Origin of the sequence: Methylobacterium tardum (assembly GCF_023546765.1) — a bacterium.
GTDB classification, from domain to species: Bacteria; Pseudomonadota; Alphaproteobacteria; order Rhizobiales; family Beijerinckiaceae; genus Methylobacterium; species Methylobacterium tardum.
Window position 1 is genome coordinate 4,306,488 of the sequence record NZ_CP097484.1, and the last position, 22,385, is coordinate 4,328,872.

At 71.0% G+C, this 22,385-nt stretch carries 21 protein-coding genes and 1 pseudogene; 9 read left to right on the forward strand and 13 right to left on the reverse strand.

Going from position 1 to position 22,385, the window contains the following annotated elements; all coding sequences use genetic code 11:
• The first annotated feature begins 84 nt into the window (after positions 1–84).
• Genes M6G65_RS20505 through M6G65_RS20515 form a run of 3 tightly spaced genes read left to right on the forward strand, consistent with a single transcriptional unit; the run spans position 85 to position 2,090 of the window.
• On the forward strand, positions 85–1,416 hold the full coding sequence (locus tag M6G65_RS20505; RefSeq protein ID WP_250102807.1) for an NAD(P)/FAD-dependent oxidoreductase: 1,332 nt from the start codon (positions 85–87) through the stop codon (positions 1,414–1,416).
• A gap of 54 nt (positions 1,417–1,470) precedes the next feature.
• Positions 1,471–1,782 (forward strand): EthD family reductase, encoded by a 312-nt coding sequence (locus tag M6G65_RS20510; protein ID WP_192707860.1) that lies wholly within the window; start codon positions 1,471–1,473, stop codon positions 1,780–1,782.
• Positions 1,779–2,090, forward strand: a complete 312-nt coding sequence (locus M6G65_RS20515; RefSeq protein ID WP_238196741.1) for a hypothetical protein — start codon at positions 1,779–1,781, stop codon at positions 2,088–2,090. Before M6G65_RS20510 ends, M6G65_RS20515 begins: the two co-directional genes overlap by 4 nt.
• 149 nt (positions 2,091–2,239) lie before the next feature.
• Here M6G65_RS20515 and M6G65_RS20520 read toward each other — a convergent pair whose 3' ends face one another.
• The 7 genes from M6G65_RS20520 to dxs form a co-directional block, all read right to left on the reverse strand.
• Positions 2,240–2,938 carry a phosphorylase gene (locus M6G65_RS20520; RefSeq protein ID WP_238196740.1) on the reverse strand — a complete coding sequence of 233 codons (699 nt, stop codon included), beginning with the start codon at positions 2,936–2,938 and terminating at the stop codon, positions 2,240–2,242.
• Positions 2,939–3,162: 224 nt separating this feature from the next.
• Positions 3,163–5,160, reverse strand: coding sequence for a squalene--hopene cyclase (gene shc, locus M6G65_RS20525; protein ID WP_250102808.1), 1,998 nt, complete (start codon positions 5,158–5,160; stop codon positions 3,163–3,165).
• A 43-nt stretch (positions 5,161–5,203) separates the two neighbouring features.
• Complete coding sequence (hpnE, locus tag M6G65_RS20530) at positions 5,204–6,505, reverse strand: hydroxysqualene dehydroxylase HpnE (RefSeq protein ID WP_250102809.1); 1,302 nt, start codon at positions 6,503–6,505, stop codon at positions 5,204–5,206.
• Entirely contained in the window at positions 6,505–7,356 is an 852-nt protein-coding gene (gene hpnD / locus M6G65_RS20535; protein WP_250102810.1) for a presqualene diphosphate synthase HpnD, read from the reverse strand. The genes hpnE and hpnD overlap by 1 nt, the downstream gene beginning before the upstream one ends.
• The gene (gene hpnC, locus M6G65_RS20540) at positions 7,353–8,249 is read right to left on the reverse strand and encodes a squalene synthase HpnC (RefSeq protein WP_238196736.1); all 897 of its coding nucleotides are present in this window, start codon (positions 8,247–8,249) and stop codon (positions 7,353–7,355) included. Before hpnC ends, hpnD begins: the two co-directional genes overlap by 4 nt.
• Positions 8,246–9,274 (reverse strand): hopanoid-associated sugar epimerase, encoded by a 1,029-nt coding sequence (hpnA, locus tag M6G65_RS20545; protein WP_250102811.1) that lies wholly within the window; start codon positions 9,272–9,274, stop codon positions 8,246–8,248. Before hpnA ends, hpnC begins: the two co-directional genes overlap by 4 nt.
• Positions 9,275–9,404: 130 nt before the next feature.
• Positions 9,405–11,384: a 1-deoxy-D-xylulose-5-phosphate synthase gene (dxs, locus tag M6G65_RS20550; RefSeq protein ID WP_250102812.1), complete on the reverse strand. Its 1,980-nt coding sequence runs from the start codon at positions 11,382–11,384 to the stop codon at positions 9,405–9,407.
• 447 nt (positions 11,385–11,831) lie between these two features.
• Here dxs and M6G65_RS20555 point away from each other — a divergent pair, with 447 nt between their 5' ends.
• From M6G65_RS20555 to ettA, 3 genes are all read left to right on the forward strand, one after another.
• Positions 11,832–12,722, forward strand: a complete 891-nt coding sequence (locus M6G65_RS20555; RefSeq protein ID WP_238199930.1) for a DNA/RNA non-specific endonuclease — start codon at positions 11,832–11,834, stop codon at positions 12,720–12,722.
• Positions 12,723–12,733: 11 nt separating this feature from the next.
• On the forward strand, positions 12,734–13,039 hold the full coding sequence (locus M6G65_RS20560) for a hypothetical protein (RefSeq protein WP_250102813.1): 306 nt from the start codon (positions 12,734–12,736) through the stop codon (positions 13,037–13,039).
• Positions 13,040–13,209: 170 nt separating this feature from the next.
• Positions 13,210–14,862, forward strand: a complete 1,653-nt coding sequence (gene ettA, locus M6G65_RS20565; RefSeq protein ID WP_238199927.1) for an energy-dependent translational throttle protein EttA — start codon at positions 13,210–13,212, stop codon at positions 14,860–14,862.
• Positions 14,863–14,934: 72 nt separating this feature from the next.
• Here ettA and M6G65_RS20570 read toward each other — a convergent pair whose 3' ends face one another.
• On the reverse strand, positions 14,935–15,882 hold the full coding sequence (locus M6G65_RS20570) for an NAD-dependent epimerase/dehydratase family protein (protein WP_238199925.1): 948 nt from the start codon (positions 15,880–15,882) through the stop codon (positions 14,935–14,937).
• Positions 15,883–16,183: 301 nt separating this feature from the next.
• Between M6G65_RS20570 and M6G65_RS20575 the strand changes: the two genes are divergently transcribed.
• Both M6G65_RS20575 and M6G65_RS20580 read left to right on the forward strand, forming a co-directional pair.
• The gene (locus tag M6G65_RS20575) at positions 16,184–17,350 is read left to right on the forward strand and encodes an OpgC family protein (protein ID WP_250102814.1); all 1,167 of its coding nucleotides are present in this window, start codon (positions 16,184–16,186) and stop codon (positions 17,348–17,350) included.
• A gap of 33 nt (positions 17,351–17,383) precedes the next feature.
• Positions 17,384–17,557, forward strand: a complete 174-nt coding sequence (locus M6G65_RS20580) for a DUF2256 domain-containing protein (protein ID WP_238199921.1) — start codon at positions 17,384–17,386, stop codon at positions 17,555–17,557.
• A 4-nt stretch (positions 17,558–17,561) separates the two neighbouring features.
• Here M6G65_RS20580 and M6G65_RS20585 read toward each other — a convergent pair whose 3' ends face one another.
• The 4 genes from M6G65_RS20585 to M6G65_RS20600 are packed head-to-tail and all read right to left on the reverse strand — an operon-like array spanning position 17,562 to position 20,224.
• Positions 17,562–18,161 (reverse strand): nucleotidyltransferase family protein, encoded by a 600-nt coding sequence (locus M6G65_RS20585; RefSeq protein WP_238199919.1) that lies wholly within the window; start codon positions 18,159–18,161, stop codon positions 17,562–17,564.
• Entirely contained in the window at positions 18,154–19,203 is a 1,050-nt protein-coding gene (locus M6G65_RS20590) for a molybdopterin-binding protein (RefSeq protein ID WP_250102815.1), read from the reverse strand. The genes M6G65_RS20585 and M6G65_RS20590 overlap by 8 nt, the downstream gene beginning before the upstream one ends.
• Entirely contained in the window at positions 19,200–19,901 is a 702-nt protein-coding gene (locus tag M6G65_RS20595) for an XdhC family protein (protein WP_250102816.1), read from the reverse strand. Before M6G65_RS20595 ends, M6G65_RS20590 begins: the two co-directional genes overlap by 4 nt.
• Positions 19,901–20,224, reverse strand: coding sequence for an XdhC family protein (locus M6G65_RS20600; protein WP_192707842.1), 324 nt, complete (start codon positions 20,222–20,224; stop codon positions 19,901–19,903). The genes M6G65_RS20595 and M6G65_RS20600 overlap by 1 nt, the downstream gene beginning before the upstream one ends.
• A gap of 377 nt (positions 20,225–20,601) precedes the next feature.
• On the opposite strand from M6G65_RS20600, the pseudogene M6G65_RS20605 reads away from it, so the two are divergent.
• A pseudogene (locus M6G65_RS20605) lies at positions 20,602–21,995 on the forward strand (ATP-binding protein).
• Positions 21,996–22,001: 6 nt separating this feature from the next.
• Here the strand turns inward: M6G65_RS20605 and M6G65_RS20610 are convergent.
• On the reverse strand, positions 22,002–22,262 hold the full coding sequence (locus M6G65_RS20610; protein ID WP_238199915.1) for a hypothetical protein: 261 nt from the start codon (positions 22,260–22,262) through the stop codon (positions 22,002–22,004).
• Positions 22,263–22,385: the final 123 nt, after the last annotated feature.

Consider the following 22,385-nt stretch of genomic DNA (forward strand, 5'->3'; position numbering starts at 1 on the left):
GGCAGGCAGATGTGGCAATTCGTTACCCAGGACGTGTAAGCAGGCCGGCGTTTTAATCCCGGTTCGGGGGAAGAAAGAGTGTCGATGGCATCCGTCGAGAACGAGTCCGGCCTGCATCGCATCGTCGTCGTCGGCGGCGGCGCGGCTGGATTGCAGCTTGTGACGAAGCTCGGCGACAAGCTCGGGCGCGGCAAGCGCGCCCATGTCACGCTCGTCGACCGCGCCCGCACGCATATCTGGAAGCCGCTGCTCCACGAAGTCGCGGCGGGCAGCCTCGATGTCGGACATCATGCGGTGGATTACCTGCATCATGCCCACATGCACGGGTTCCGCTACCGGATCGGCCGCATGACCGGGCTCGACCGGGAGGCGCGCACGATCCAGCTCGCGGCGAGCTACGATTCCGAGGGGCGCGAGGTCACGCCTGAGCGCGCGGTCCCGTACGATACCCTCGTGATGGCGGTGGGCTCCACGACCAACGATTTCGGCACGCCCGGGGTCGCCGAGCACGCCATCGCCCTCGACACGCAGGACCAGGCGGTGCGCTTCCACCAGCGCCTCGTGAACGCGTCCCTGCGGGCGCACACGCAGGTCGGTCCGGTCCGCCCCGGCCAGCTGCACGTGACGGTGATCGGCGCCGGCGCCACCGGGACCGAGCTCGCCGCCGAGTTGCACCGGACCCTGCGCCACGTGGTCTCCACGGGCCTCGACAGGATCGACCCGGGCAAGGACATCCGCATCACCCTCGCCGAGGCCGCCGACCGGATCCTGCCGGCGGTGCCGCAGCGCCTCTCGGCGGAGGTGATGCAGCTCCTCAACAAGATCGGCGTGGACGTCCGCGTGAAGGCGCGCGTCACCGAGGTGCGGGCCGACGGCGTGCAGCTCGCCGACGGCACCTTCATCCCGTCGGAGCTGGTGGTCTGGGCGGCCGGCGTGAAGGCTCCGCCCTTCCTGCAGGGCATCGGCGGGCTGGAGACCACGCGGACCAACCAGCTGGTGGTCACCCCGACGCTGCAGACCACCCGCGACCCCGACATCTTCGCGCTCGGCGATTGCGCCTACCTGGTGGAGGTCGGTTCGGACACGCCGGTGCCGCCGCGGGCCCAGGCGGCGCACCAGCAGGCGAGCCATCTCGTCGGCCAGATCCAGGCCAAGATCGACGGCAAGCCGCTGAAAGCCTTCAAGTACAAGGATTTCGGCTCGCTGGTGTCGCTCGGCGAGTACTCGACCGTCGGCAGCCTGATGGGCTTCGTCCGCGGCAAGAACATGCTGATCGCCGGCCTGTTCGCCCGGATGATGTACCGCTCGCTCTACAAGATGCACGAGCGGGCGCTCCACGGCACTGCCAAGACGGCCCTCGACACCATGGCCCGCGCGCTCACCCGCCGCACCGAGCCGCGCGTGAAGCTGCACTAGCTTGAGCTGCGAGCCCGGGAGATCCGGGCCGTTTCCACAGGGAGGATGAACCCGATGATCCTGGTCAGCGTGATGTACCCGGCCGGCCCGAGCTTCGACATGGGCTACTATCTCGGCCACCACATGCCGTTGGTGCGCGAGCGCTGGTCGTCGCTCGGCCTCCACGAGGCGAAGGTGGTCAAGGGCGCCGGCACGCCGGACGGCGGCACCGCGCCGTTCCAGGTCATGGCTCTGCTGACCTTCGAGTCGGTCGAGGCGTTCAAGAAGGCCGTGGCCGCCCATGGCGAGGAGATCTTCGCCGACATCCCGAACTTCACCCCGGCGCAGGCCCAGGTGCAGATCAACGACTTCGCGGAGAGCCCGTGATCGACATCGTCAAGGCGGTGCAGGAGGCCGATCCGAGCCTCGGCACCTACGTCATCGTGCTGCGGAGCGACTCGCGGGCCCTTGACGGGCCGGAGCGCTTCACGCCGGACGCGCAGGCCTGGCTCGTCGCCAATGCCCCCGGCGGCCGCCTCGCCCGGGTGACGATCCAGCTCGCCCCCTACCCGGGGGCGGCGCCGGCCGAGCGCGCCGTGACGGTGGCGGCCTTCGCGGAGGCCCGGGAACTCGCCGCCTTCGCCACGACCTGGACCGGCGATCCGCTGCCGGAGGAGACGGACGACCCGGCCTGAGCCGGACCGCCGGGTCTCATTGTCTCGCGATCATCACCAGCGCAGAGACGTGACCCAGGGCGGCGCGCCCTCAGCGCGCGTCGCGCGTTCCTGGGTTGCTTCGCTCCGCTCGCAGAGACGGCAACGCTGAATGCGGCGATCCAGACCGGTCAGCTCTGGGCCGCCGGGATCCCGAGGGCCGGCCCGAGGCGCGCCCGGCACCGGCCGAGCGCCGCGAAGGCGGCGTTCGAGTCGCGGGCGAGCCGCATCAGGTCTCCCAGACGCGCCCGGCCGCGGGCGAAGGCGAAGAACACCGCGGCGATGTCGGGCTCGCCATCCGCCGTGAGCGCCTGCGCGGCGAAGGCCGGCAGCGCTTGCCCGGCCGGATCGCAGATCACCCGCAGGACCGCGAAGGGCAGGCCGTGCCGCCCCGCGAAGGCCGCGGCCACGTGCGATTCCATGTCGACGGCCGCCGCGCCGGTCGCGGCGCGAAGCTCGGCCTTGCCGTCGACCGACAGGACGGCCGTGTCGACGCCGGCGAGATCCGCCGGGATCACCCGGGGCCCGACATCCGACAGGGCGTTGAGGAGCACGGCCGACAGGTCGAGATCGGCGGCGCGCCGTCCGTCCTCACCGACCACGCCGGTGCCGACCACCACGTCGCCCGGCTTGAGCGAGGGATCGAGGCCGCCCGCGATCCCGAAGCTCACCACGGCCCGGCAGCCGGGCGGCACGCGGGCATCGAGGAGCTGGCGCAGCCGGTGCGGATTGCCGCCGGCCCCCACGGCCTCCACCCCCTCCCCGGCCGCCATGCGGCGCTCGCGGGCGAGGCCGGTGACGGCCAGGACGGGTGCGGTCGGGTCGATCATGGTCCGCTGGTGGACCAGTCCGGCAAGGTCTGCAAGCAGGCGAGAGCGCCGCGGCGGCCCAGAGGGGTGATCCGGCACGGGGCGGGAGTCACCCGGTCCCGCGGGATCGCTGTCAGAAGGGGCCACGTCTCGGATACCGGGGCTCGCGGGTCGATCACCAGGACGGTCGAACGCGCCGCGATCCGGCTCGGGCGGAGCCGACCCGTCGGGCCGGCCCCATCACGTCACATGCCGAACTGGACGCGCCGGCTGTTGCCGCGCTTCAGGTTGCGGAAGCGCGCCATCGCCCAGAGCGGGAAGAACTTCGGGTAACCATGATACCGCAGGTAGAACACCCGCGGGAAGCCCGTGGCGGTGTAGCGCTCCTCCTTCCAGAACCCGTCCGCGCCCTGCGTGCGGGTGAGGAAGTTGATGCCCCGGGTCACGGCCGGGTCGCCGACGGCGCCCGCGGCCATCAGGGCGAGCAGCGCCCAGGCGGTCTGCGAGGCCGTGGACGAGCCGGGCTCGAAGGCCGGATCGATCTTGTACGAAGAGGCGTCCTCGCCCCAGCCGCCATCCGGGTTCTGGATGCGGATCAGCCACGAGACCGCCCGCTGGATCCGCGGATCGGCCGGATCGACCCCGGCGGCGTTGAGGGCGCAGAGCACCGACCACGTGCCGTAGATGAAGTTCATGCCCCAGCGGCCGTACCAGGAGCCGTCCTCCTCCTGGTCGTTGAGGAGGTAGTTCACGCCGCGGTCGAGCGCCCGGGAGGTCTCGCGGGTCTCGCCGAGCTGGGCCAGCATCCCGACCACGCGGGCGGTCACGTCCGCGGTCGGCGGATCGAGCAGCGCGCCGTGATCCGAGAACGGGATGTGGTTGAGGTACATGTGGTTGTTGTCGGCGTCGAATGCCGCCCAGCCGCCATCCTCGGACTGCAGCCCCTCGACCCATTCGCGGGCGCGGGTGATGGAGGCCTTGTAGTCCGGCATGCCGGCGACGAGGCCGTGCTGGTGCATGGCCCGGTCCATGGCCATCACCACGACGGCGGTGTCGTCGAGATCGGGGTAGTGGGCGTTGGCGTACTGGAACGCCCAGCCACCGGGCCGGACCTTCGGCTTGCGCGCCGCCCAGTCGCCGACGATGTCGAGCACCTGGCGGGGCTTCAGCCAGTCGAGGCCGGCGCGGGCCTGGGCCTCGGCCTCGGGACCGCCGGCCTCCAGAAGAGCATGGCTCGCCAGCGCCGTGTCCCAGACCGGCGAGACGCAGGGCTGGACGTAGGCCTCGTCGGCCTTCTCGGCGACGAGCTTCTCGATGGCGTCGCAGGCGACGCGGACCTGCGGGTGATCGGGGCGGTAGCCCATCACCTCGTACATCAGCACCGAGTTGACCATGGCGGGGAAGATCGCCCCCAGGCCGTCCTCGCCGTTCAGGCGCTCGCTGACCCAGGCGCGGGCCTTCTCCATGGCGCGCTGCCGGCTCTTGCGCGGCAGGTGATTCTCGACCCGCTGCAGCACCCGGTCGATGAAGCCGAAGATCGGCGTCCACGGCCACGTGGCGTGCGGGGAGCCCGGCCAGGTGCGCACGCTCTCGGGCGGCGTCACGAACAGCTCCTGCACGCTGATCCCGCGCGGGTTCCGGGCCCGCGGCTTGGTCGCCTGGAGCACGAACAGCGGCACCACGGTGGTGCGCGCCCAGTAGCTGATCTTGTCGAGGTGGAAGGGGAACCACTTCGGCAGGAACATCACCTCGACCGGCATCACCGGCACGGCGCGCCACGGCACCTCGCCGTAGAGCGCCAGCATGAAGCGGGTGAACACGTTGGCGTTGGCGGCGCCACCGCGGGACAGGATGCCCTCGCGCGCCCGGCGCATGTGCGGCGCCTCAATGTCGTCGCCGATCATCTTGAGGGCGAAATACGCCTTGACCGTGCAGCTCATGTCGAACGGTCCCTCGTGGACGAGGGCCCAGCCGCCATGCCTGCCTTGCGTGCGGCGCAGGTAGTTGCCGATCTTGGCCTCAAGGCCGTCGGCGACCTGCGTGCCGCGGAAATGGTGGAACAGCACGTACTCGGACGGGATCGTCGCATCCGCCTCGAGCTCGAAGCAGATATGCCCGTCGTCATGCGCCAGGGCGGTCAGTGCGCGCGTCGCATGCGCCACGCCGCGCTCGACATCGTCGAGCGAGATCCCCTGCGTCTTCGAGCGCTGCAGCGCCTCGACTTTGCTTACGGCCTCTCTCATAATCCTCGCCTCGAACGGCCGCCTCGCGGCGGACGCGCATGCCTCAAGCTGCGCCGCGCATGCCGCTTCCGGCACGCATGGCAGAACCCGCGCGCAGCACACGCGCGGCAGTCTTGCCCGAGCGAATCGCTCCCTCGATCGCCGACGGCAGGCCGGTGGCTGTCCAATCGCCTGCCAGGACGAGATTGTCGTAGGCGGTTTCGGCCCCCGAGCGCCGCGCGGCTTCCGCCGGCGTCGCCGCGAAGGTCGCACGCTTCTCTTTTACGATCTGCCAGCTGGGCAGTTCCGGTGCAAGATTGCACAAGTGTGCGATCTCGGCCCAGATCTGGCGCGCGAGGTCTTCCCGGGGCACGTCGAGCAGCCGGTCGGCACCGCTGATCGTCACCGAATAGCGGTCCGGATAGGCGAAAAGCCACTCTGTGAGCGCGTTCACCACGCCGAGAACGAGCGGGCTGCCGGGCTTCGGGGCGAGCGCGAAATGCGCGTTCACGATGGAGCGGAATTCCACCGGGGCGAGGAGACCGGGCAACACCTCGCGGGCCACCCAGGGTGGCAGCGCGAGCACGATCCCGTCCTCCGGTCCGATCGCCTCGGCGCCGTCCGAGAACTGGAGCTGCGCGACGCGGCCGTCGGCAACGTCGAGCCCGCGCAGGCGCCGGCCCAGGCGCATCTGGCAACCGCGGGACGAGAGGTAGCGCACCGCCGGATCGGCGAACGCGTAAGACAGGCCCTCCACCGCCACCAGGGGACGGCACGCCTTGCCCCCCGCACCGAGGGTCTCGCGCAGGATGCGGGCGGCCAGCCCGACATCGCTGTCCCGCGGCTCGGTGTTGAGCGCGGCGAGCAGCACCGGATGCCACAGCCGGCGATAGAGGTCGCCCTCGCAAGCCATGTGGGCGCCGATCGTGCCGCCCGCGCCGTCCGGCTTGCCGGAGGCGGCCCGCAGGATCCCGAGCGGGGCGAGGTAGTCGCGGGCCCGGGTTCCGGGCACGCGGCGCGACGGGCTCATCACCCACCAGGGCAGCCGCCCGGCATTGGGACGCAGGCGCCAGCGCTCACCCGTCTTCAGGTCGGCGAAGTCGAACTCCGCCGCGTCCGGGCCGACGAGGGCGTCGGCTGGCGCACCGACGGTCTTGAGGAGACCCAGCGTGTCGGCATTGCCGGAGAGCAGCAGGTGGTTACCGTTGTCGATCGTCAGGCCCAGCGCCGGATCGTAGTAGGAGCGGCAGCGCCCGCCCGCCTGCTTGGCGGCCTCGTGCAGCACGACCTGGGCGCCGGCCTCGGCCAGCGCGACAGCGGCGGACAGGCCGGCCAGGCCGGCGCCGACGACGTGGACGGTTCCCATCAGATCAGGCCATGCCGGAGGACGACGCCGAGGAGCGCCAGCTTGCCGGGCTTGACCCGGGCGCGGGGCATCGCCCAGCCGCGTGCGAGAACCGCCTTGAGATACAGGTGGTAGGCGGCGGCCATCAGGCGCGCGGCCTTGGTCGCCTTGCGCGGGCTGCGCCGGATGATCTCCCAGGTGGCCTGGTAATGCTCCTCGGCCTCGCGCGCGAGGGAGAGGCAGACCTCGCCGATGCGCGGGTGGCTGATCGCCTCGACCGGGGACGGTTCGTTGAGCCCTATCGCCTGGAGCTTCTCGCGGGGCAGGTAGAGGCGGCCGCGCTCGGCATCCTCGTCGATGTCCCGGAGGATGTTGGTGAGCTGCAGCGCCCGGCCCTGGTGCCAAGCCAGCCGGATGCCGTCCGCCTCCGGCATGCCGAAGATCCGCACCGACAGCCGGCCGACCGCGCTCGCGACCCGGTCGCAGTAGAGGTCGAGGGTGTCGGCGTCGGGGGCGACGATGTCTTCCACGGCATCCATGGCCATGCCGTCGATGACCGCCTGGAAATCCTCGCGCTTCAGGCCGAAGCGGCGCACGGGCTCGGCGAGGTCGCGGACCCGCGGTGCCGGACGGCCGGCGTAGAGCGCGTCGATGTCGGCGCGCCAGCGGTCGAGCTCGACCTGCCGGACCGCGCGGGTGCCGCCATCGTCGGCGACGTCGTCGACGGCGCGGCAGAAGGCGTAGACGGCGTACATCGCCTCCCGCCGCTCCTTCGGCAGCAGGCGCATGGCCGTGTAGAAGGAGGAGCCGGCGGCCGGGAGCGCCGGGGCGGCGCCCGGCTCGGCGGGCGCGGGGGTCGCGGTGGCGCTCACGAACGGCTTCCTTGAGCGGCGGCCCGGACGATCCGACCCCGGAAGGGCCGGCGGGCCAGGGTGGCGGCGACGCCGCCGAGCGCCGTCAGGGCGAAGGCGGCCTTGCCGTGATGGACCTTCTCGGAGAGCGGGTCGCGCTCGGTCAGGCCCGTGGCCAGCACGACGGCGAGCCGGTGGATCGCGGCGATTTCCAGGGACAGGCGCAGATCGTCGATCAGGTCCGGCAGGACCGCGCCCTCGTCGAGGAGGTCCAGGCATTTCTGCGCCAGCTCGCGGATCACGGCCCGAAGCTGCGGCGGCGCCTTGGCCTCGCCGAGCATCGCCACGCTGGCGCCGTGGCGGTCGAGGGCGTCCTGCGGGATGTAGACCCGGTCGAGACCGGCGAAATCCTTGCCGCAATCCTGCAGGTGATTGATGATCTGGAGCGCCGCGCAGATCGCGTCGGACGGTCCCCAGACCCGGGCCGGATCCTCGCCGTGGATGTCGAGGACGAAGCGTCCCACCGGCATGGCCGAGTAGCGGCAGTAATGGATCAGCTCGTCCCAGTTCGCGTAGCGGTTCTTGCGCGCGTCCATGCGGAACGCGTCGAGCAGTTCCAGGGCATGGCGCGGCGGCAGCGCCCGCGCGGCGAGCTCGCGCTTCAGCGGCTCCGCCTCCGGGTCGGACGGGCCGGCACCGGTCAGCGAATCGGCCAGGCGATCGAGAAGCTCGATCTTGCGCTCGGGCGACAGCGCGGCATGGTCGGCGACGTCGTCGCCGGCGCGGACGAAGTTGTAGAACGCCAGGATCGCACCCCGGTGGCGGGGATGGATCAGGTGCGAGGCGACGGGGAAGTTCTCGTCGCGGTGGCCCTTGCCGGAGCGCGTCGCGGTGGCGGAATCGAGGCTGCTCATGCGAGGTACCCCGCTTCGCGGAACCACGTGATCGCGTCGGACAGCCCCTCGCGATAGGGCCGGGCCGTGTAGCCCAGCTCGGCGCGCGCCTTCCTGTCCGAGAAGAACATCCGGTAGCGCGACATGCGGATCCCGTCGATCGTCGCGAAGGGCTGCTTGCCGGTGACCCGGGCGGCGAGCTGCGCGAAGAACGCCACCGGGTAGACGGCAGCCCGGGGCAGGTTCACGGTCGGCGGCTTGCGGCCGACCATGCCGGCGATATCGGCGAGCATCTGCGACAGGAACACATCCTCGCCGCCAAGGATGTAGCGCTCGCCGATCCGCCCGTTGCGGAGCGCCAGCAGGTGACCCTGGGCCACGTCGTCGACATGGGCGAGGTTGAGCCCGGTATCGGCGAAGGCGGGCATCTTGCCGAGCGCCGCCTCTTGGATGATCCGCCCGGTCGGCGTCGGCTTGACGTCGCGGGGGCCGATCGGCGTCGACGGGTTGACGATCACCGCCTTCAGCCCGTCCCGGGCGACCATCTCCTCGACCACGCGCTCGGCCACGACCTTGCTGCGCTTATAGGCGCCGATCGCGGTCTCAGGCGTCAGCGGCATGGTCTCGTCGGAGGGCGTCACGCCGTCGGCCGGCGGTTTGATCGTCGCGACGCTCGACGTGTAGACGACCCGCTCGACGCCGGCCTCGAGGGCCGCGCGCATCATCAGGCGCGTGCCGTCGCGGTTGGTGCGGACGATCTCCTCCATGTCCGGCGCCCAGAGCCGGTAATCGGCCGCGGCGTGGATCAGGTAGCGCTGGCCGTGCATCGCCGCCGCCACGGCGGCCGGGTCGCGCATGTCGCCCTCGGCGATCTCCACGTCGGTCCAGGTGAGGTTCCGGCGCGGGCTTGAGGCGCGCACGAGGATGCGCACCGGGAAGCCGGCCCGGCGGAACACGTCGACCAGGGCGGATCCGAGAAAGCCGCTCGCGCCGGTGATCAGCACGGGTCCGACCTCGGAAGAGCCGGGGGTTGTGGCCTCTGCCATCACGGATCTGGAGGGTTACCGAAAACCAGCGCGGCCGGGGATCCCCAGCCGCGCCGCGCTTGTGTCATCGAACCGTCGAGGCGGCAAGCGACGCGGCGGCATGCCCGTACCGCGTGGCGAACGCCGGGTTTCAGGCCAGCCGCAGGCGCGAACGGCCTTCCTTGCGCTCCGGCAGGGTGTCGAGGGCGGTCTTGACGATGGTGGCGGCGTCCAGGCCGGCCTCGGCGTACATCTTCTCCGGGCTGTCGTGGTCCTGGTAGCTGTCCGGCAGCGTCATCGTCCGCACCCGGACCCGCCCCGCATCCAGAGCCCCCCGCTCCGCCAGGAGATGCAGCACCATCGCGCCGAACCCGCCCCGCGAGCCCTCCTCGATCGTGATCAGAACCTCGTGCTCCCGCGCAAGCTCCAGGATCAGCGCCTCGTCCAGCGGCTTGGCAAAGCGCGCATCCGCCACCGTCACCGCGACGCCCTGCTCGGACAGCGCGTCGGCCGCCTTCAGCGCCTCCGACAGACGCGTGCCCAGGCTCAGGAGCGCCACACGCGCCTCCGCGTCCCGGCGCACCACCCGGCCCTTGCCGATCGCCAGCACCTCGCCCCGCTCCGGAAGCTCGACACCGACACCCTCGCCGCGCGGGTAGCGCAAGGCGATCGGGCCCGAGTCATGGGCGTGGGCGGTGGCCACCATGTGCACCAGCTCGGCCTCGTCGGCCGCCGCCATCACGGTCATGTTCGGCAGGCAGCACAGATACGCCAGGTCGAACGCGCCGGCATGCGTCGCCCCATCCGCGCCGACCAGGCCCGCCCGGTCCAGGCAGAACCGCACCGGCAGGTTCTGCAGCGCCACGTCGTGCACCACCTGGTCGTAGGCCCGCTGCAGGAAGGTCGAGTAGATCGCCACGAACGGCCGGTAGCCCTCGGTGGCCAGACCGCCCGCGAACGTCACCGCGTGCTGCTCGGCGATGCCGACGTCGAAGGTCTTGTCCGGATGCGCCTTGCCGAACAGGTCGATGCCGGTGCCGCCCGGCATCGCGGCGGTGATCGCCACCACCTTGTCGTCGGCGTCCGCCGCCTTGATCAGGCTCTCGCCGAACACCCGCGTGTAGGCCGGCGCGTTCGGCTTGGCCTTGGCCTGCACGCCCGAGACCACGTCGAACTTGACCACGCCGTGGTAGCGGTCGGCGGACGCTTCCGCCGGCGCGTAGCCCTTGCCCTTGCGGGTGACCACGTGGAGCAGGATCGGGCCGTGCTCGGCGTCGCGGACGTTCTTGAGCACCGGCAGCAGGTGGTCGAGGTTGTGCCCGTCGACGGGGCCGACATAGTGGAAGCCCATCTCCTCGAACATGGTGCCGCCGCCCACCACCAGCGAGCGGGCGTATTCCTCGGCCGCGGCGGCGCGCTGGTAGAGGGCCTTCGGCAGGAGCTTGCCGAGCTGCTTGGCGGTCTCGCGCAGGGACTGGTAGGCGCCGCCGGACGCCAGGCGGGCGAGGTAGGCCGACATGGCGCCCACGGGCGGCGCGATCGACATGTCGTTGTCGTTGAGGATGACGATCAGGCGCGAGTGCAGGGCGCCGGCGTTGTTGAGGGCCTCGTAGGCCATGCCGGCCGACATGGATCCGTCGCCGATCACCGCGATGGCGTTGCGGCGCTTCTGCGCGCCGCCCGTCTGCTTGGCGGTGGCGTTGTCGAGGTCGCGGGCGACCGCCATGCCCAGCGCGGCCGAGATGGAGGTCGAGGAGTGGGCGGCGCCGAAGGGGTCGTAGACGCTCTCGCTCCGCTTGGTGAAGCCCGACAGGCCGCCGCCCTGGCGCAGCGTGCGGATGCGGTCGCGGCGCTCGGTGAGGATCTTGTGCGGGTAGCACTGGTGGCCGACGTCCCAGACGATGCGGTCGTCGGGGGTGTCGAACACGTGGTGCAGGGCGACGGTGAGTTCGGCGACGCCCAGCCCCGAGCCGAGATGGCCGCCGGTGATCGACACCGCGTCGATCATCTCGGCGCGCACCGCGTCCGCCACAGCCTGCAGCTCCGATTCCGGAAGCCCGCGCAACGCCGCAGGATTCGGGACACGATCCAGCAACGCCGATTGCTCAGGTGATATCGCCAATGGTCGCATCCGCTCGTTCGAGTGTGGCGACGGCCCCGTCGCGAGCCCGAGGCCACCGCGACGCCAGCACGCGGGGGTACGCGTTCATGCTAGAACCCGCCCGTCCGTCGCTGTCATGATAGTGCCAGTTACGGATGATCGGCGGCGCGATCAATGTCGGGCCGGCGTTTTTTTCCGCTCACGTGCCCTAACCGCCACAAGAGGTCCGCTTTTGAGCCCGGCTCGTCTGTGCACAATCCTGCTCACGCTCGCGATTACCGGGAGCGGCCAAGCTTACGCCGAGCCGCGGCCCCCGGACGGCAATCTCGACTTCCTCTGCAACTTCCTGGGCGATTGTCCGACGCGGGCGGCCCCCGGAGGACCGGACCGCGATGCGCGACCCTTCGTCGGCAATCTGGGTCGCCCCTGCGCGTGGCGGGATCGCCCGACCCCTGAAGGCCCGCGCCGGGTGCGGGTATGCTGGTGAAGGGGCGCCAGAAGTTTTGTGCCGCAATCCTGGCTTTGGCCGTCCTTGCCGCGCCGGCCCGCGCCGATGAGGCCTGTCCGGCGCTGTTCGCCGACGGCCGCGCGCCCGTCCTCGCCAATCCCAAGCTCGCCGCGCGGACCGTGCCGCTGTGCTTCGAGGCCTTCGCGGTGCTCCATTCCGGAACGGCGCGCACGCCGCTCTACGCGGCCGAGCATCTGACCCGCGCGAGCGTCGCCGACGCGCGGACGGTGGCACGCGACGATTCCTTCCACGAGGAGGCGCGGCTGCCAGAGGACCAGCGCGCGTCGCTGGAGGATTACGTCCGCAGCGGCTTCGACCGGGGCCATCTGGCGCCGGCGGGCGACATGCCGACGCTGCAAGCCCAGGCCGAATCGTTCAGCCTCGCCAACATCGTGCCCCAGAACCGGGTGCTGAACCGCGGCCTCTGGGCCGACATCGAGGAAAGCGTCCGGCGCCTGGCGAGCCGGCGCGGGTCGATCTTCGTGGTCACCGGCGTGATCTTCTCCGGCGACGCGGTGCAGCAGATCCGGGGTGGGGTGCTGGTTCCGACCCAGCTGTTCAAGGCGCTCTACGATCCGGCAACCGGACAGGCCGGCGCCTACCTCGCGCGCAACGACGATTCGAGGGATTGGCGCGCGGTCTCGATCGACAAGCTGACCCGGGACTCGGGGATCGACGTGTTCCCGGGCCTTCCGGCCGCGGCCCGGAATGCCGCGATGAGCCTGCCCGATCCGCACGCCAGTGCGCGCTCGGACGAGCACCGCCCGCGCCGGGAGGAGACGTGGCAGGACTGGCTCCGGCGCGAGGGGTATCGCGTGCTGCGCAGGGTCGTGCACGATCTCCTGCGTTCGATCTTCTGAGGGGAGCGACCATGGCCCAGGACAGGCACGGCAGCCGGCCCGAACACGGCGACGACGTCCAGGACAGGTTCGAGCCCTTCGCCGACGACGCCACCGTGCGCAGCGTCGGTGCCCTGTCGTTCGAGAACGGCACCGACCGAATCGCCGTGCACGGCTCCCTCGACCTGACGCGGGACAAGGCGGGCCTCGCGCAGGCCGTGCGCCTTAGGGAGACCCTGGCGGCGATCGTGAAGGCCCTGGAGGCCGGCGACCTGCCGGAGGCGGTTGCGGACATGCCCGACGCGGCGCCGACAGCGGTCCGCAATCCGTTCGCCTGACCAACCCTGAAGCGGCAACCTTGCCGCTTCCCGGCGGGGCTGATACTCGGACAGCGTCATTCTATATCTTGGAGAACGCGCGTACAGGACGGGTGCAGACGCCCCGCACCTGGCCCGTGCCGCTGGCACGCACTGCGCATTCCCGCACACCACGCCGAGGACTGTCCGCGATGGCTCGCGAATTCATCTACCACATGCGGGGCCTGACCAAGGCCTATACCGGCGGCAAGAAGGTCCTGGATAACGTCAACCTGTCGTTCTACCCGGACGCCAAGATCGGCGTCCTCGGCATCAACGGCGCCGGCAAGTCGACCCTGCTCAAGATCATGGCGGGCATCGACAAGGACTTCACCGGCGATGGCTGGGTCGCCCAGGGCGCGCGGGTCGGCTACCTGCCGCAGGAGCCGCAGCTCGATCCGACCAAGAGCGTCCGCGAGAACGTGATGGAGGGCGTGGCCGAGAAGCAGGCGATGCTCGACCGCTACAACGAGCTCGCCATGAACTACTCGGAGGAGACCGCCGACGAGATGACCGAGCTCCAGGACCGGATCGAGTCCCTGGGCCTCTGGGAGCTCGATTCGAAGGTCGATCAAGCCATGGAGGCCCTGGGCTGCCCGAGCGACGAGCAGCCGGTCGCCACGCTCTCGGGCGGCGAGCGCCGCCGCATTGCCCTGTGCCGCCTGCTCCTGTGGGAGCCGGAGCTGCTGCTCCTCGACGAGCCGACCAACCACCTCGACGCCGAGACGGTGAACTGGCTCGAAGGCCATCTCCGCCAGTACCCGGGCGCGATCCTGATCGTGACCCACGACCGCTACTTCCTCGACAACGTCACGAGCTGGATCCTGGAGCTCGATCGCGGCAAGGGCATCCCGTACGAGGGCAACTACTCGGCGTGGCTGGTGCAGAAGCAGAAGCGCCTGGAGCAGGAGGGCCGCGAGGACATGGCCCGGCAGCGCTCCATCGCCCGCGAGCAGGAGTGGATTGCCGCCTCGCCGAAGGCGCGCCAGTCCAAGTCGAAGGCGCGCATCACCCGCTACGAGGAGCTGGTCGCCCGTCAGGCGCAGAAGATCGATGCCGCCGCCCAGATCGTCATCCCGATCGACGAGCGGCTCGGCAACAACGTCATCGAGTTCGAGCATCTCAACAAGGCGTTCGGCGACCGGCTGCTGATCGAGGATCTGTCGTTCAAGCTGCCGCCGGGCGGCATCGTCGGGGTGATCGGCCCCAACGGCGCCGGCAAGACCACCCTGTTCAAGATGATCACCGGCCAGGAGAAGCCGGACGGCGGCAAGATCGAGATCGGCGAGACCGTCAAGCTCGGCTACGTCGACCAGTCGCGCGACGCCCTCGATCCGAACGCCACGGTCTGGCAGGAGGTCTCAGGCGGCAACGACATCATCTATTTCAACAAGCGCGAGATCAATTCACGCGCCTATTGCGCGGCCTTCGCCTTCAAGGGGCCCGACCAGCAGAAGAAGGTCGGCACCCTCTCGGGCGGTGAGCGCAACCGGGTGCACCTCGCCCGGACCCTGAAGGGCGGCGCCAACGTGCTGCTCCTCGACGAGCCGACCAACGACCTCGACATGGAGACCCTGCGCGCCCTCGAGGACGCGCTGGAGGATTACGCCGGCTGCGCGGTGATCATCAGCCACGATCGCTGGTTCCTGAACCGCATCGCCACCCACATCCTCGCCTTCGAGGGCGACAGCCACGTCGAGTGGTTCGAGGGCAACTTCTCCGACTACGAGGCCGACAAGGTCCGTCGCCTCGGGGCGGATTCGATCATGCCGAAGAAGATCAAGTACAAGCGCTTCTCGCGCTGAGCGCCGCCGGAACCCGCTCCCGCCCGCAGGGCCGTCTGGGAGCGGGTCGCCCTCTCCTTCAGCCGGGCGTGATCAGTCGAGGCGTGCTCGTGCTTCGTCCAGGATCACCGCAAGGCTGCGTGTGAGCGGAACGGCAGGCTGCCATCCGGTCGCCGCCGCGAACGCCGCCGGATCGCAGCCCTCGCTGCGCACACCCTGCGGCCGGACCCGGTCGGGCGTGGCCCGGACCGTGAAGGTCGCCTCGGTCATCGTCCGGAGCGCGTCGAGGATCTCCGCGACCGACGTGATCACCCCGGATCCGACGTTGAAGATCGCGCCGTCGGGCAGAGCGTCGACCCGCGCGATGACGCGCAGGCACGCCGCGGTGAAGTCGGAGACGTCGAAGAAGTCGCGCGCCGCCGAGAGGTCGCCCACGTCCAGGCTCGCCGCCGCCAGCCCCCGCTCGATGCGGGCGATCTGGGCCGCGAAGGAGGCCACCACGAAGGTCTCGCTCTGACCGGGGCCGATGTAGTTCGACGGCCGCAGCACGAGGTGCTTCACGCCGGCATGGGCCAGCACGTCGCGCAGGATGTACTCGCACGCGTTCTTGGTCCGCCCGGAGATGGTGTCGGGCCGCGGCGTCACGCCCTCGTCGGGACGCGGACGATCCCGGAACGCCTCCCCGTAGACCACGGTCGAGCTCAGGAACACGAGGACCGCGTGCGTCTTCGCGACCGCCTCGGCGAGGGTCAAGGTCCCGAGCAGATCCGCCCGCCAAGCATAGGACGGCGTCTCGCTCGATTGCGCCACCGAGGCCAGGGCCGCGAGATGGAAGACGATGTCCGGATCGAAGGCCGCGACCGCCCGGGCAAGCGTGCCGGCCTCGAACGGATCGACCTCGAGGAAGGTCACGCCGTCGAGGGGCGGCTGTGCCGTCCGGTCAATGCCGAGGATGTGGGTGCCGGCCGGCAGCCCCAGCCGCAGCGCTTCGAGCAGGCGGCGGCCGAGGTAATCTCCGGCTCCGGTGACGAGGACGCGCATGGATCCGGCCTCTCGGCAGCATGGACGACCCGAGCCGGATCGGTCCGCCGCCTCTATAGCGGGTGCGGGCGCGATGCGAGAGCGGATGCGTTCGGCGGTTGATCACGCGGCTCAGCTTCACGGGATGTCCCGCTGCATCGACCGCCTAGGCCATACCCTCGACCAGCTGGGCTGTTGTCCATACCGGAACAAAGACGCGTGATCGGCGCGGTCTCGTGCAGCGGCTGCGCGCCACCGCACTATGTTGCAGTGCGGCCGGCATCGCTGGATCCGGCCGGCGAACGGCGCGATGACGGGCTGCGTGGCAACCACCGAGGATCTTGCGCGGCCAGCGGCCGCCGACCGGCCCAGGGCCGGGCCGAAACCTGCCAAGCCGATCCGCGACGCGCGGGTCGACGTGGTGCGGGGCCTCGCGCTGCTGACGATCTTCGTGGACCACATCCCGCGCAACGCGCCGGCCCTGTTCACGCTGCACAATTTCGGCTTCTCGGATGCCGCCGAGATCTTCGTGCTCCTGGCCGGCTACTCCTCGATGATCGCCTATGGCGGGCTGTTCCGCCGCGCCGGCATCCGGACGGCGGTCGCGCGCATCCTGCGGCGCTGCCTGCGCATCTACCTGTTCCAGGCGGGTCTCCTGCTCGCGACGCTCGTGATCGTCCGGATCTGGATGGACCTCACCGGCCTGACGCCGCGCTTCGGCGTCGCGCCGCTGCTTCAGATGGGGCTCCTGCCGGGCCTGCTGCGCGGCCTCATGCTGAACGCGCTGCCGAACTACCTCGACATCCTGCCGCTCTACATCCTGCTGCTGGCGCTGTTCCCGCTGATCTATCTCGGGATGCGGCGCGGCGTCTGGGGTGTCCTGGCCCTGTCGGGCACCCTGTGGCTCGCCGCCAACCTCGATCACCAGCTGAACCTGCCGAATGCCACGGCGGATGACGGGTGGTATTTCAACCCGTTCGCGTGGCAGTTCCTGTTCGTGATCGGGGCTGCCCTGGCCCTCGTCGTCCGCGCCCATGACGGCCTGCTGCCCTGGCGGGGCTGGGCCGTGGCCGCAGCCGCGGCCTATTTGGTCTTCGCGCTGTTTCAGGGGGGATCGTGGACCGATTGGGGCCTGCCGGACCTGCGGCCGCTGGCGATCGACCCGCCGGACAAGAGCCATGTCGGCCCCTTGCGCCTGCTCAACATCCTGGCGCTGAGCTACCTGCTGTTCAGCGCTCCCACCGTGCTGCGCGTCAGCCGGTGGCGCCAATTCCGGCTGATCGATGCCTGCGGCCGGCATTCGCTGGAGGTCTTCGCGGCCGGCTGCACGGCGGCGCTCATCGGCCGCATCCTCTACCGCACCTTCGACGCCACATGGCCGCTGCAGATCGCCGTCAATCTCGGCGGGCTGGCACTCATGCTGGGCCTGGCGCGCCTCCTGGATGCCCGCCTCCGCAGATCGGTGGACCCGAAGCCGGCCGGCCGGTGAGTGCCGGCGGGACCGAGGCCCGAAGGAGGAACGATGCCGCCGATGCGCCGCAAGGGCGACCTGCCGGAAAAGGTCTGCGCGCAGTGCGGTCGGCCATTCGCGTGGCGCAAGAAGTGGGAGCGCGTCTGGGACGAGGTCCGCTACTGCTCCGACCGATGCCGGGCCGAGGCCAGGACGGCGCGCAGGCGCGACACGGCCGAGGGCTGACCGGTCAGGCCGGACCACCCTGCAGGACGGCGAGCCCCGCGGGCGTGTCGATGTCGAGGGCGGTGCCCGGATCGCCCGGGATCTCCAGCACGTCCGCCCGCCCCTTCAGGAGCGGCCCGGCCCCATGGTCGCCGGCGAGGCGGGCGATCTCGGGACCGAGGCGGCGGAGGTTGAGGAGCACCGGATTGCCGCGCCGTCCGTCCTGCACCGGGGCCACGGCGGCCGGCTCGACTCGCGCGCCCGCGAAGGCCGCCGCGAGGCGGTCGATATGGGCGGCGGTGACGCGCGGCATGTCGCCCAGCACCACCACGGCGGCCGAGCAGGTCTCCGGCAAAGCCGCGAGCCCGGCCCGCAGCGAGGTGGCGAGACCGGCGCGGTAATCCGGGTTGTCGATGCCGACCAGGTCGAGCCCGTCGAGGGCGGCCCGCACGGCCTCCGCGTGCGCACCCAGCACGGCGACAACCGGGCGCGGCCGGGCGCCCAGGGCGGCCTCGGCCGCGTGGCGAACCAGCGGCTTGCCGTCGAGGGGCGCGAGCAGCTTCGGCGCCGGGCCGAAGCGGCTGCCGAGACCCGCGGCGAGCAGGACCGTACCGATTTCAGCCATGCGCGGCCGGATCCGGTTCCATCTCGTCACCCGCGGTCTCGCCGCCGGCGCGCGGCTGCGGGCGCGAGACGATCTCCATCAGCAGCCCGCCAACCCCCAGCGCGACGATGTCGGCGCGGGTGACGGGCAGATCGGCCAGCAGGCGGTGCAGGATCCAGTCGAAGCCGTTCTCCTTGGGCGAGCGCGCGCAGCCCGGCGCGCCGATCACCGGCACGTCGCTCCGGCTGCCGATCAACAGCAGGTTGCCCGGATCGACCGGCATCCCGAGATGCTCGACCCGGCCACCAGCCGCCTTGATCCCGGCCGGGATGACGTCGCGCCGGTCGGCGATGGCCGAGGCGCCGAACACCACCACGAGGTCGGCCCCGGCCCGGTCGGTCGCGTCGACGAGGGCCGCGGCGACCGCTTCGGCCGCGTGCGGCACCCGGGTCTCGGCGACGATCTCGGCGCCTGTAGGGACGAGGCGCTCGGCCAGCACCCGGAGGGTCTTGTCGATGGTCGTCTCCTTGAGGCTGGGCAGGCGGGTCGAGACCACGCCCACACGCCGCCGGCGATAGGGCGCCACCGCCAGCACGCCGCCCGCGGCCGCCGCGCCGGCGCGATCCAGTACCGTACCCGGCACCGCGTAGGGGATAATCTTCACGGTCGCGACCATCTCGCCGGCGACGACCGGCTTGAAGCGCGGCAGCGTCGCCACCGTCACGGCCTCGTCCACCGCGTTCACGGCATCGATCTGCGCAGGATCCAGGGTCAGGACCCCGGCCGTCTCGGCGAAGAGGTTGCAGCGGCCGGTGAAGGGCGGCTCGACACGCAGATTCGGACCCGCGAGATGGGTGGCCAGGCGGGCGGCGGCCGCGTCTTCCCCGACATCACCCGGCTCCAGGGTCGCCGCGACGATCTCCGACAGGCCGGCGCGCGCCAGGGACGCCGCCGTGTCGGAGGCGATCACCGCCCCCTTGCGCAGGGTGATGCCGTCGCGCCGGACGGAATGGGCGCTGATCAGCCCGGCCGCCTCGGCGACCGGGACGGGACCGAACCTCACGCGACCTCCGGACGGGGGGCGCGGCGCAGGGCCGCCACAATCTCGGCCAGCACGGCGAGCGCGATCTCGGCGGGGCTCACAGCCCCGAGGGGGAGGCCGATCGGCGCCCGGATCCGGCCGATCTGCTCGGGCGAGAACCCGGCCTCGGTGAGCCGCGCGACGCGGGCCGCATGGGTCTTCCGCGAGCCGAGGGCGCCCACGTAGAAGCACCCGGCCGTCAGCGCCGCCTTCAGGGCCGGATCGTCGATCTTGGGGTCGTGAGTCAGGGCCGCGAGCGCGCTGTACCGGTCGAGCGGGGGCACGCTCTGCCCGAGCGCAGCGTCCGGCCACTCGGCCACGAGCTCGATCCCCGGGAAGCGCTCGGGCGTCGCGAAGGCCGTGCGCGGGTCGATCACCGTGAGTGCGAGGTCGAGCCCCACCGCCATCGGCGCCATCGCCTGCGAGATGTGGACGGCGCCGACCACCACGAGCCGCACCGGCGGCACCTGCACGGTGAGGAACAGCGTTCGGCCGTCGGCCTCGGCGAGGCCGCTCTTCCCGGACGCGAGATGCTTGGCCAGCACCGTGCCGAGCGGGTCGGCGGCGATCTCCGCCTCGCGAACGAGGCGCTGCGCCCCGTCGGCGATGTCGGTGACCAAGATCGCGGCCCGGCGCGCCGCCCGCTCCGCGTTGAGCTCGGCCAGAAGGTCGGTACGCATCAGTCGACCCGCTCGACGAATACCCGGATCCGGCCGCCGCAGGACAAACCGGCCCGCCACGCGGTCTCGTCGGCGACGCCGAATTCGAGGACGCGTGGGGCACCGGCCTCGATCACCTCGATCGCCTCGGTGATCACCGCGCCCTCGACGCAGCCGCCCGAGACGGAGCCGAGGAAATTGCCCTCGCCGTCGACCACGAGGTGACTGCCCACGGGCCGCGGGGCCGAGCCCCAGGTCTCGATGACGGTGGCCAGCGCCACGGCGCGGCCGTCGCGCCGCCAGGACTCGGCGGCGGTGAGGATGTCGGTATCGGTGCTGAGCATGGCCTCGAAGACCTTCGGCCGGCGGGCGCCCCCGCACCCCTCAGGTATGGCCCGGGCGCCGCCGTGCAAGAAGCCTTCGCGGCCGAAGCGCGTGTCAGAGAACGATGGCGGAACGCGGCGCGCGGCCATACTCTGTCCGGACAACCTTTCGCGCAGGCGGTATCCCGAGACGTGTTCGGCCCATCCAACCCACGCCCTCATCCTGAGGTGCCGGAGCGAAGCGGAGGCCTCGAAGGAGCCCGCCAGGGATCGCGCGGCTGGCTGGAGCCCTCCTTCGAGACGGCTGCGCCGCATCTCAGGATGCGGGCGCGGGGTGGAATTTTCGCTGAAACCGATGCCCCTTTCTCCCGATGGGCCCGGCCCCGGCGCCCAGCCCCATGAACGCCCCCGATCCCGCCCTCGCGCGCGCTCTGCGAAAGGATCCGCCGCGCTCTGGCCCGCACCGGCTCTGGAAGCGCCTCAGCCGGGCGATCGGCGACGTGCTACCGAAGGGCCTCTACGCCCGCTCGCTGATCATCATCATCGCGCCCGTCGTCCTGCTCCAATCGGTGATCGCCTACACCTTCATGGAGCGGCACTGGCAGCTGGTGACCAAGCGCCTGTCCGCGGCCGTGACCGCGGACGTCGCGGCGCTGATCGACATCTACGAGAGCTACCCGCAGGACAAGGATGCCGACACCCTCTCGCGGATCGCGGGCGAGCGGCTGAATCTCGACCTCGACATCCTCAAGGGCGCCAAGCTGCCGCCGCCGGGCCCGCGGCCGTTCTTCTCGATCCTGGACGAGGCGCTGTCCGACGAGATCAAGCGCCAGATCCGGCGCCCGTTCTGGATCGACACGGTCGGCCGCTCGAACCTGATCGAGATCCGGGTGGCGATCCCCGACGGGGTGATGCGCATCACGGCCCGGCGCAGCCGGCCTATGCGTCGAACTCGCACATCTTTCTGGTCTGGATGATCGGCTCCTCGCTGGTCCTGCTCGGCGTGGCGATCCTGTTCCTGCGCAACCAGATCAAGCCGATCCTGCGGCTCGCCGCCGTGGCGGAGGGGTTCGGCAAGGGCCGGGAGATCGAGTTCCGGCCGCGCGGCGCCCGCGAGGTGCGTCAGGCAGGCCACGCCTTCATCGAGATGAAGCGGCGCATCGAGCGGGCGATGGAGCAGCGCACCACGATGCTCAACGGCGTCAGCCACGACCTGCGCACCATCCTGACGCGGTTCCGCCTCTCCCTGGCGCTGGTCGAGCAGACCAGCGAGATCGAGGATCTGAGCCGTGACGTCGACGAGATGAGCCGGATGCTGGAGGGCTACCTCGCGTTCGCGCGCGGCGATTCGGCCGAACCCGCGACGCCCACGGACATGCGCGCCCTGCTGGAGGATCTGCGGAGCGACGTGGAGCGGCTCGGCGCGCACGTCTCGGCGGTGGACCTCGTCGGCGCGCCGGAGATCACCGTGCGGCCGGGCGCCTTCCGGCGCTGCCTGTTCAACCTCGCGGCCAACGCGGCCCGCTATGCCGAGACGGTGGCGATCTCCGGACGCCTGGAGGCCCGCGCCTTCTTCGTCTCGATCGGCGATGACGGGCCGGGCATCCCGCCCGAGAGCCGCGAGGCGGTGTTCAAGCCGTTCGTGCGGCTCGACGATGCCCGCCAGGATGCCGGTGGGTCCGGCCTCGGCTTGGCCATCGCCCGGGACATCGCCCGGGCCCATGGCGGCGACATCACCCTGCAGGACAGCCCGCTGGGCGGCCTGCGCGCCACCGTCCGGGTCCCGGCGTGAGCGGGCTCAGCGCTCGGTTGGCTGACGCAGGCGCTGACACTCGGCCTGCACGTTCCGGAGGAGGTGGTCGAGGCTCGCCTGATCGAGGGCGGCGTGGCGAAGACGCTCGCGCAGGGCCGCCTCGCCGTTCCAGTCGTAGCCGGACCCGTGCGGCAGATGGCGCAGCAGCAGCGGACTGACGATGCTCGCGCGCCGGTAGGCAGGATGACGCAGGAGCTTGCCGATATGGAGGGCGAGAAGGTCAACCGGGGACGCTTCGCGCCCCATCCCATTTGAAGTAACCGACGTCCGAGCCATACGGTTTTGTCCTCTCGCAGAGGCAATATCGGGCTAAATGCTTGCGTATCTGTTTGCGTCCGGCCGGTCTGGAGAAAAACTGCAGCCTGTGGG

What these genes read in the sequence shown, in the direction of transcription:
- M6G65_RS20505 (WP_250102807.1), top strand. Translation starts at nt 85, where the DNA reads ATGGCATCCGTCGAGAACGAGTCCGGCCTGCATCGCATCGTCGTCGTC.
- M6G65_RS20510 (WP_192707860.1), top strand. Translation starts at nt 1,471, where the DNA reads ATGATCCTGGTCAGCGTGATGTACCCGGCCGGCCCGAGCTTCGACATG.
- M6G65_RS20520 (WP_238196740.1), bottom strand. Translation starts at nt 2,938, where the DNA reads ATGATCGACCCGACCGCACCCGTCCTGGCCGTCACCGGCCTCGCCCGC.
- shc (WP_250102808.1), bottom strand. Translation starts at nt 5,160, where the DNA reads ATGAGAGAGGCCGTAAGCAAAGTCGAGGCGCTGCAGCGCTCGAAGACG.
- hpnE (WP_250102809.1), bottom strand. Translation starts at nt 6,505, where the DNA reads ATGGGAACCGTCCACGTCGTCGGCGCCGGCCTGGCCGGCCTGTCCGCC.
- hpnC (WP_238196736.1), bottom strand. Translation starts at nt 8,249, where the DNA reads ATGAGCAGCCTCGATTCCGCCACCGCGACGCGCTCCGGCAAGGGCCAC.
- hpnA (WP_250102811.1), bottom strand. Translation starts at nt 9,274, where the DNA reads ATGGCAGAGGCCACAACCCCCGGCTCTTCCGAGGTCGGACCCGTGCTG.
- dxs (WP_250102812.1), bottom strand. Translation starts at nt 11,384, where the DNA reads ATGCGACCATTGGCGATATCACCTGAGCAATCGGCGTTGCTGGATCGT.
- M6G65_RS20555 (WP_238199930.1), top strand. Translation starts at nt 11,832, where the DNA reads ATGCTGGTGAAGGGGCGCCAGAAGTTTTGTGCCGCAATCCTGGCTTTG.
- M6G65_RS20560 (WP_250102813.1), top strand. Translation starts at nt 12,734, where the DNA reads ATGGCCCAGGACAGGCACGGCAGCCGGCCCGAACACGGCGACGACGTC.
- ettA (WP_238199927.1), top strand. Translation starts at nt 13,210, where the DNA reads ATGGCTCGCGAATTCATCTACCACATGCGGGGCCTGACCAAGGCCTAT.
- M6G65_RS20570 (WP_238199925.1), bottom strand. Translation starts at nt 15,882, where the DNA reads ATGCGCGTCCTCGTCACCGGAGCCGGAGATTACCTCGGCCGCCGCCTG.
- M6G65_RS20580 (WP_238199921.1), top strand. Translation starts at nt 17,384, where the DNA reads ATGCCGCCGATGCGCCGCAAGGGCGACCTGCCGGAAAAGGTCTGCGCG.
- M6G65_RS20585 (WP_238199919.1), bottom strand. Translation starts at nt 18,161, where the DNA reads ATGGCTGAAATCGGTACGGTCCTGCTCGCCGCGGGTCTCGGCAGCCGC.
- M6G65_RS20595 (WP_250102816.1), bottom strand. Translation starts at nt 19,901, where the DNA reads ATGCGTACCGACCTTCTGGCCGAGCTCAACGCGGAGCGGGCGGCGCGC.
- M6G65_RS20600 (WP_192707842.1), bottom strand. Translation starts at nt 20,224, where the DNA reads ATGCTCAGCACCGATACCGACATCCTCACCGCCGCCGAGTCCTGGCGG.
- M6G65_RS20610 (WP_238199915.1), bottom strand. Translation starts at nt 22,262, where the DNA reads ATGGGGCGCGAAGCGTCCCCGGTTGACCTTCTCGCCCTCCATATCGGC.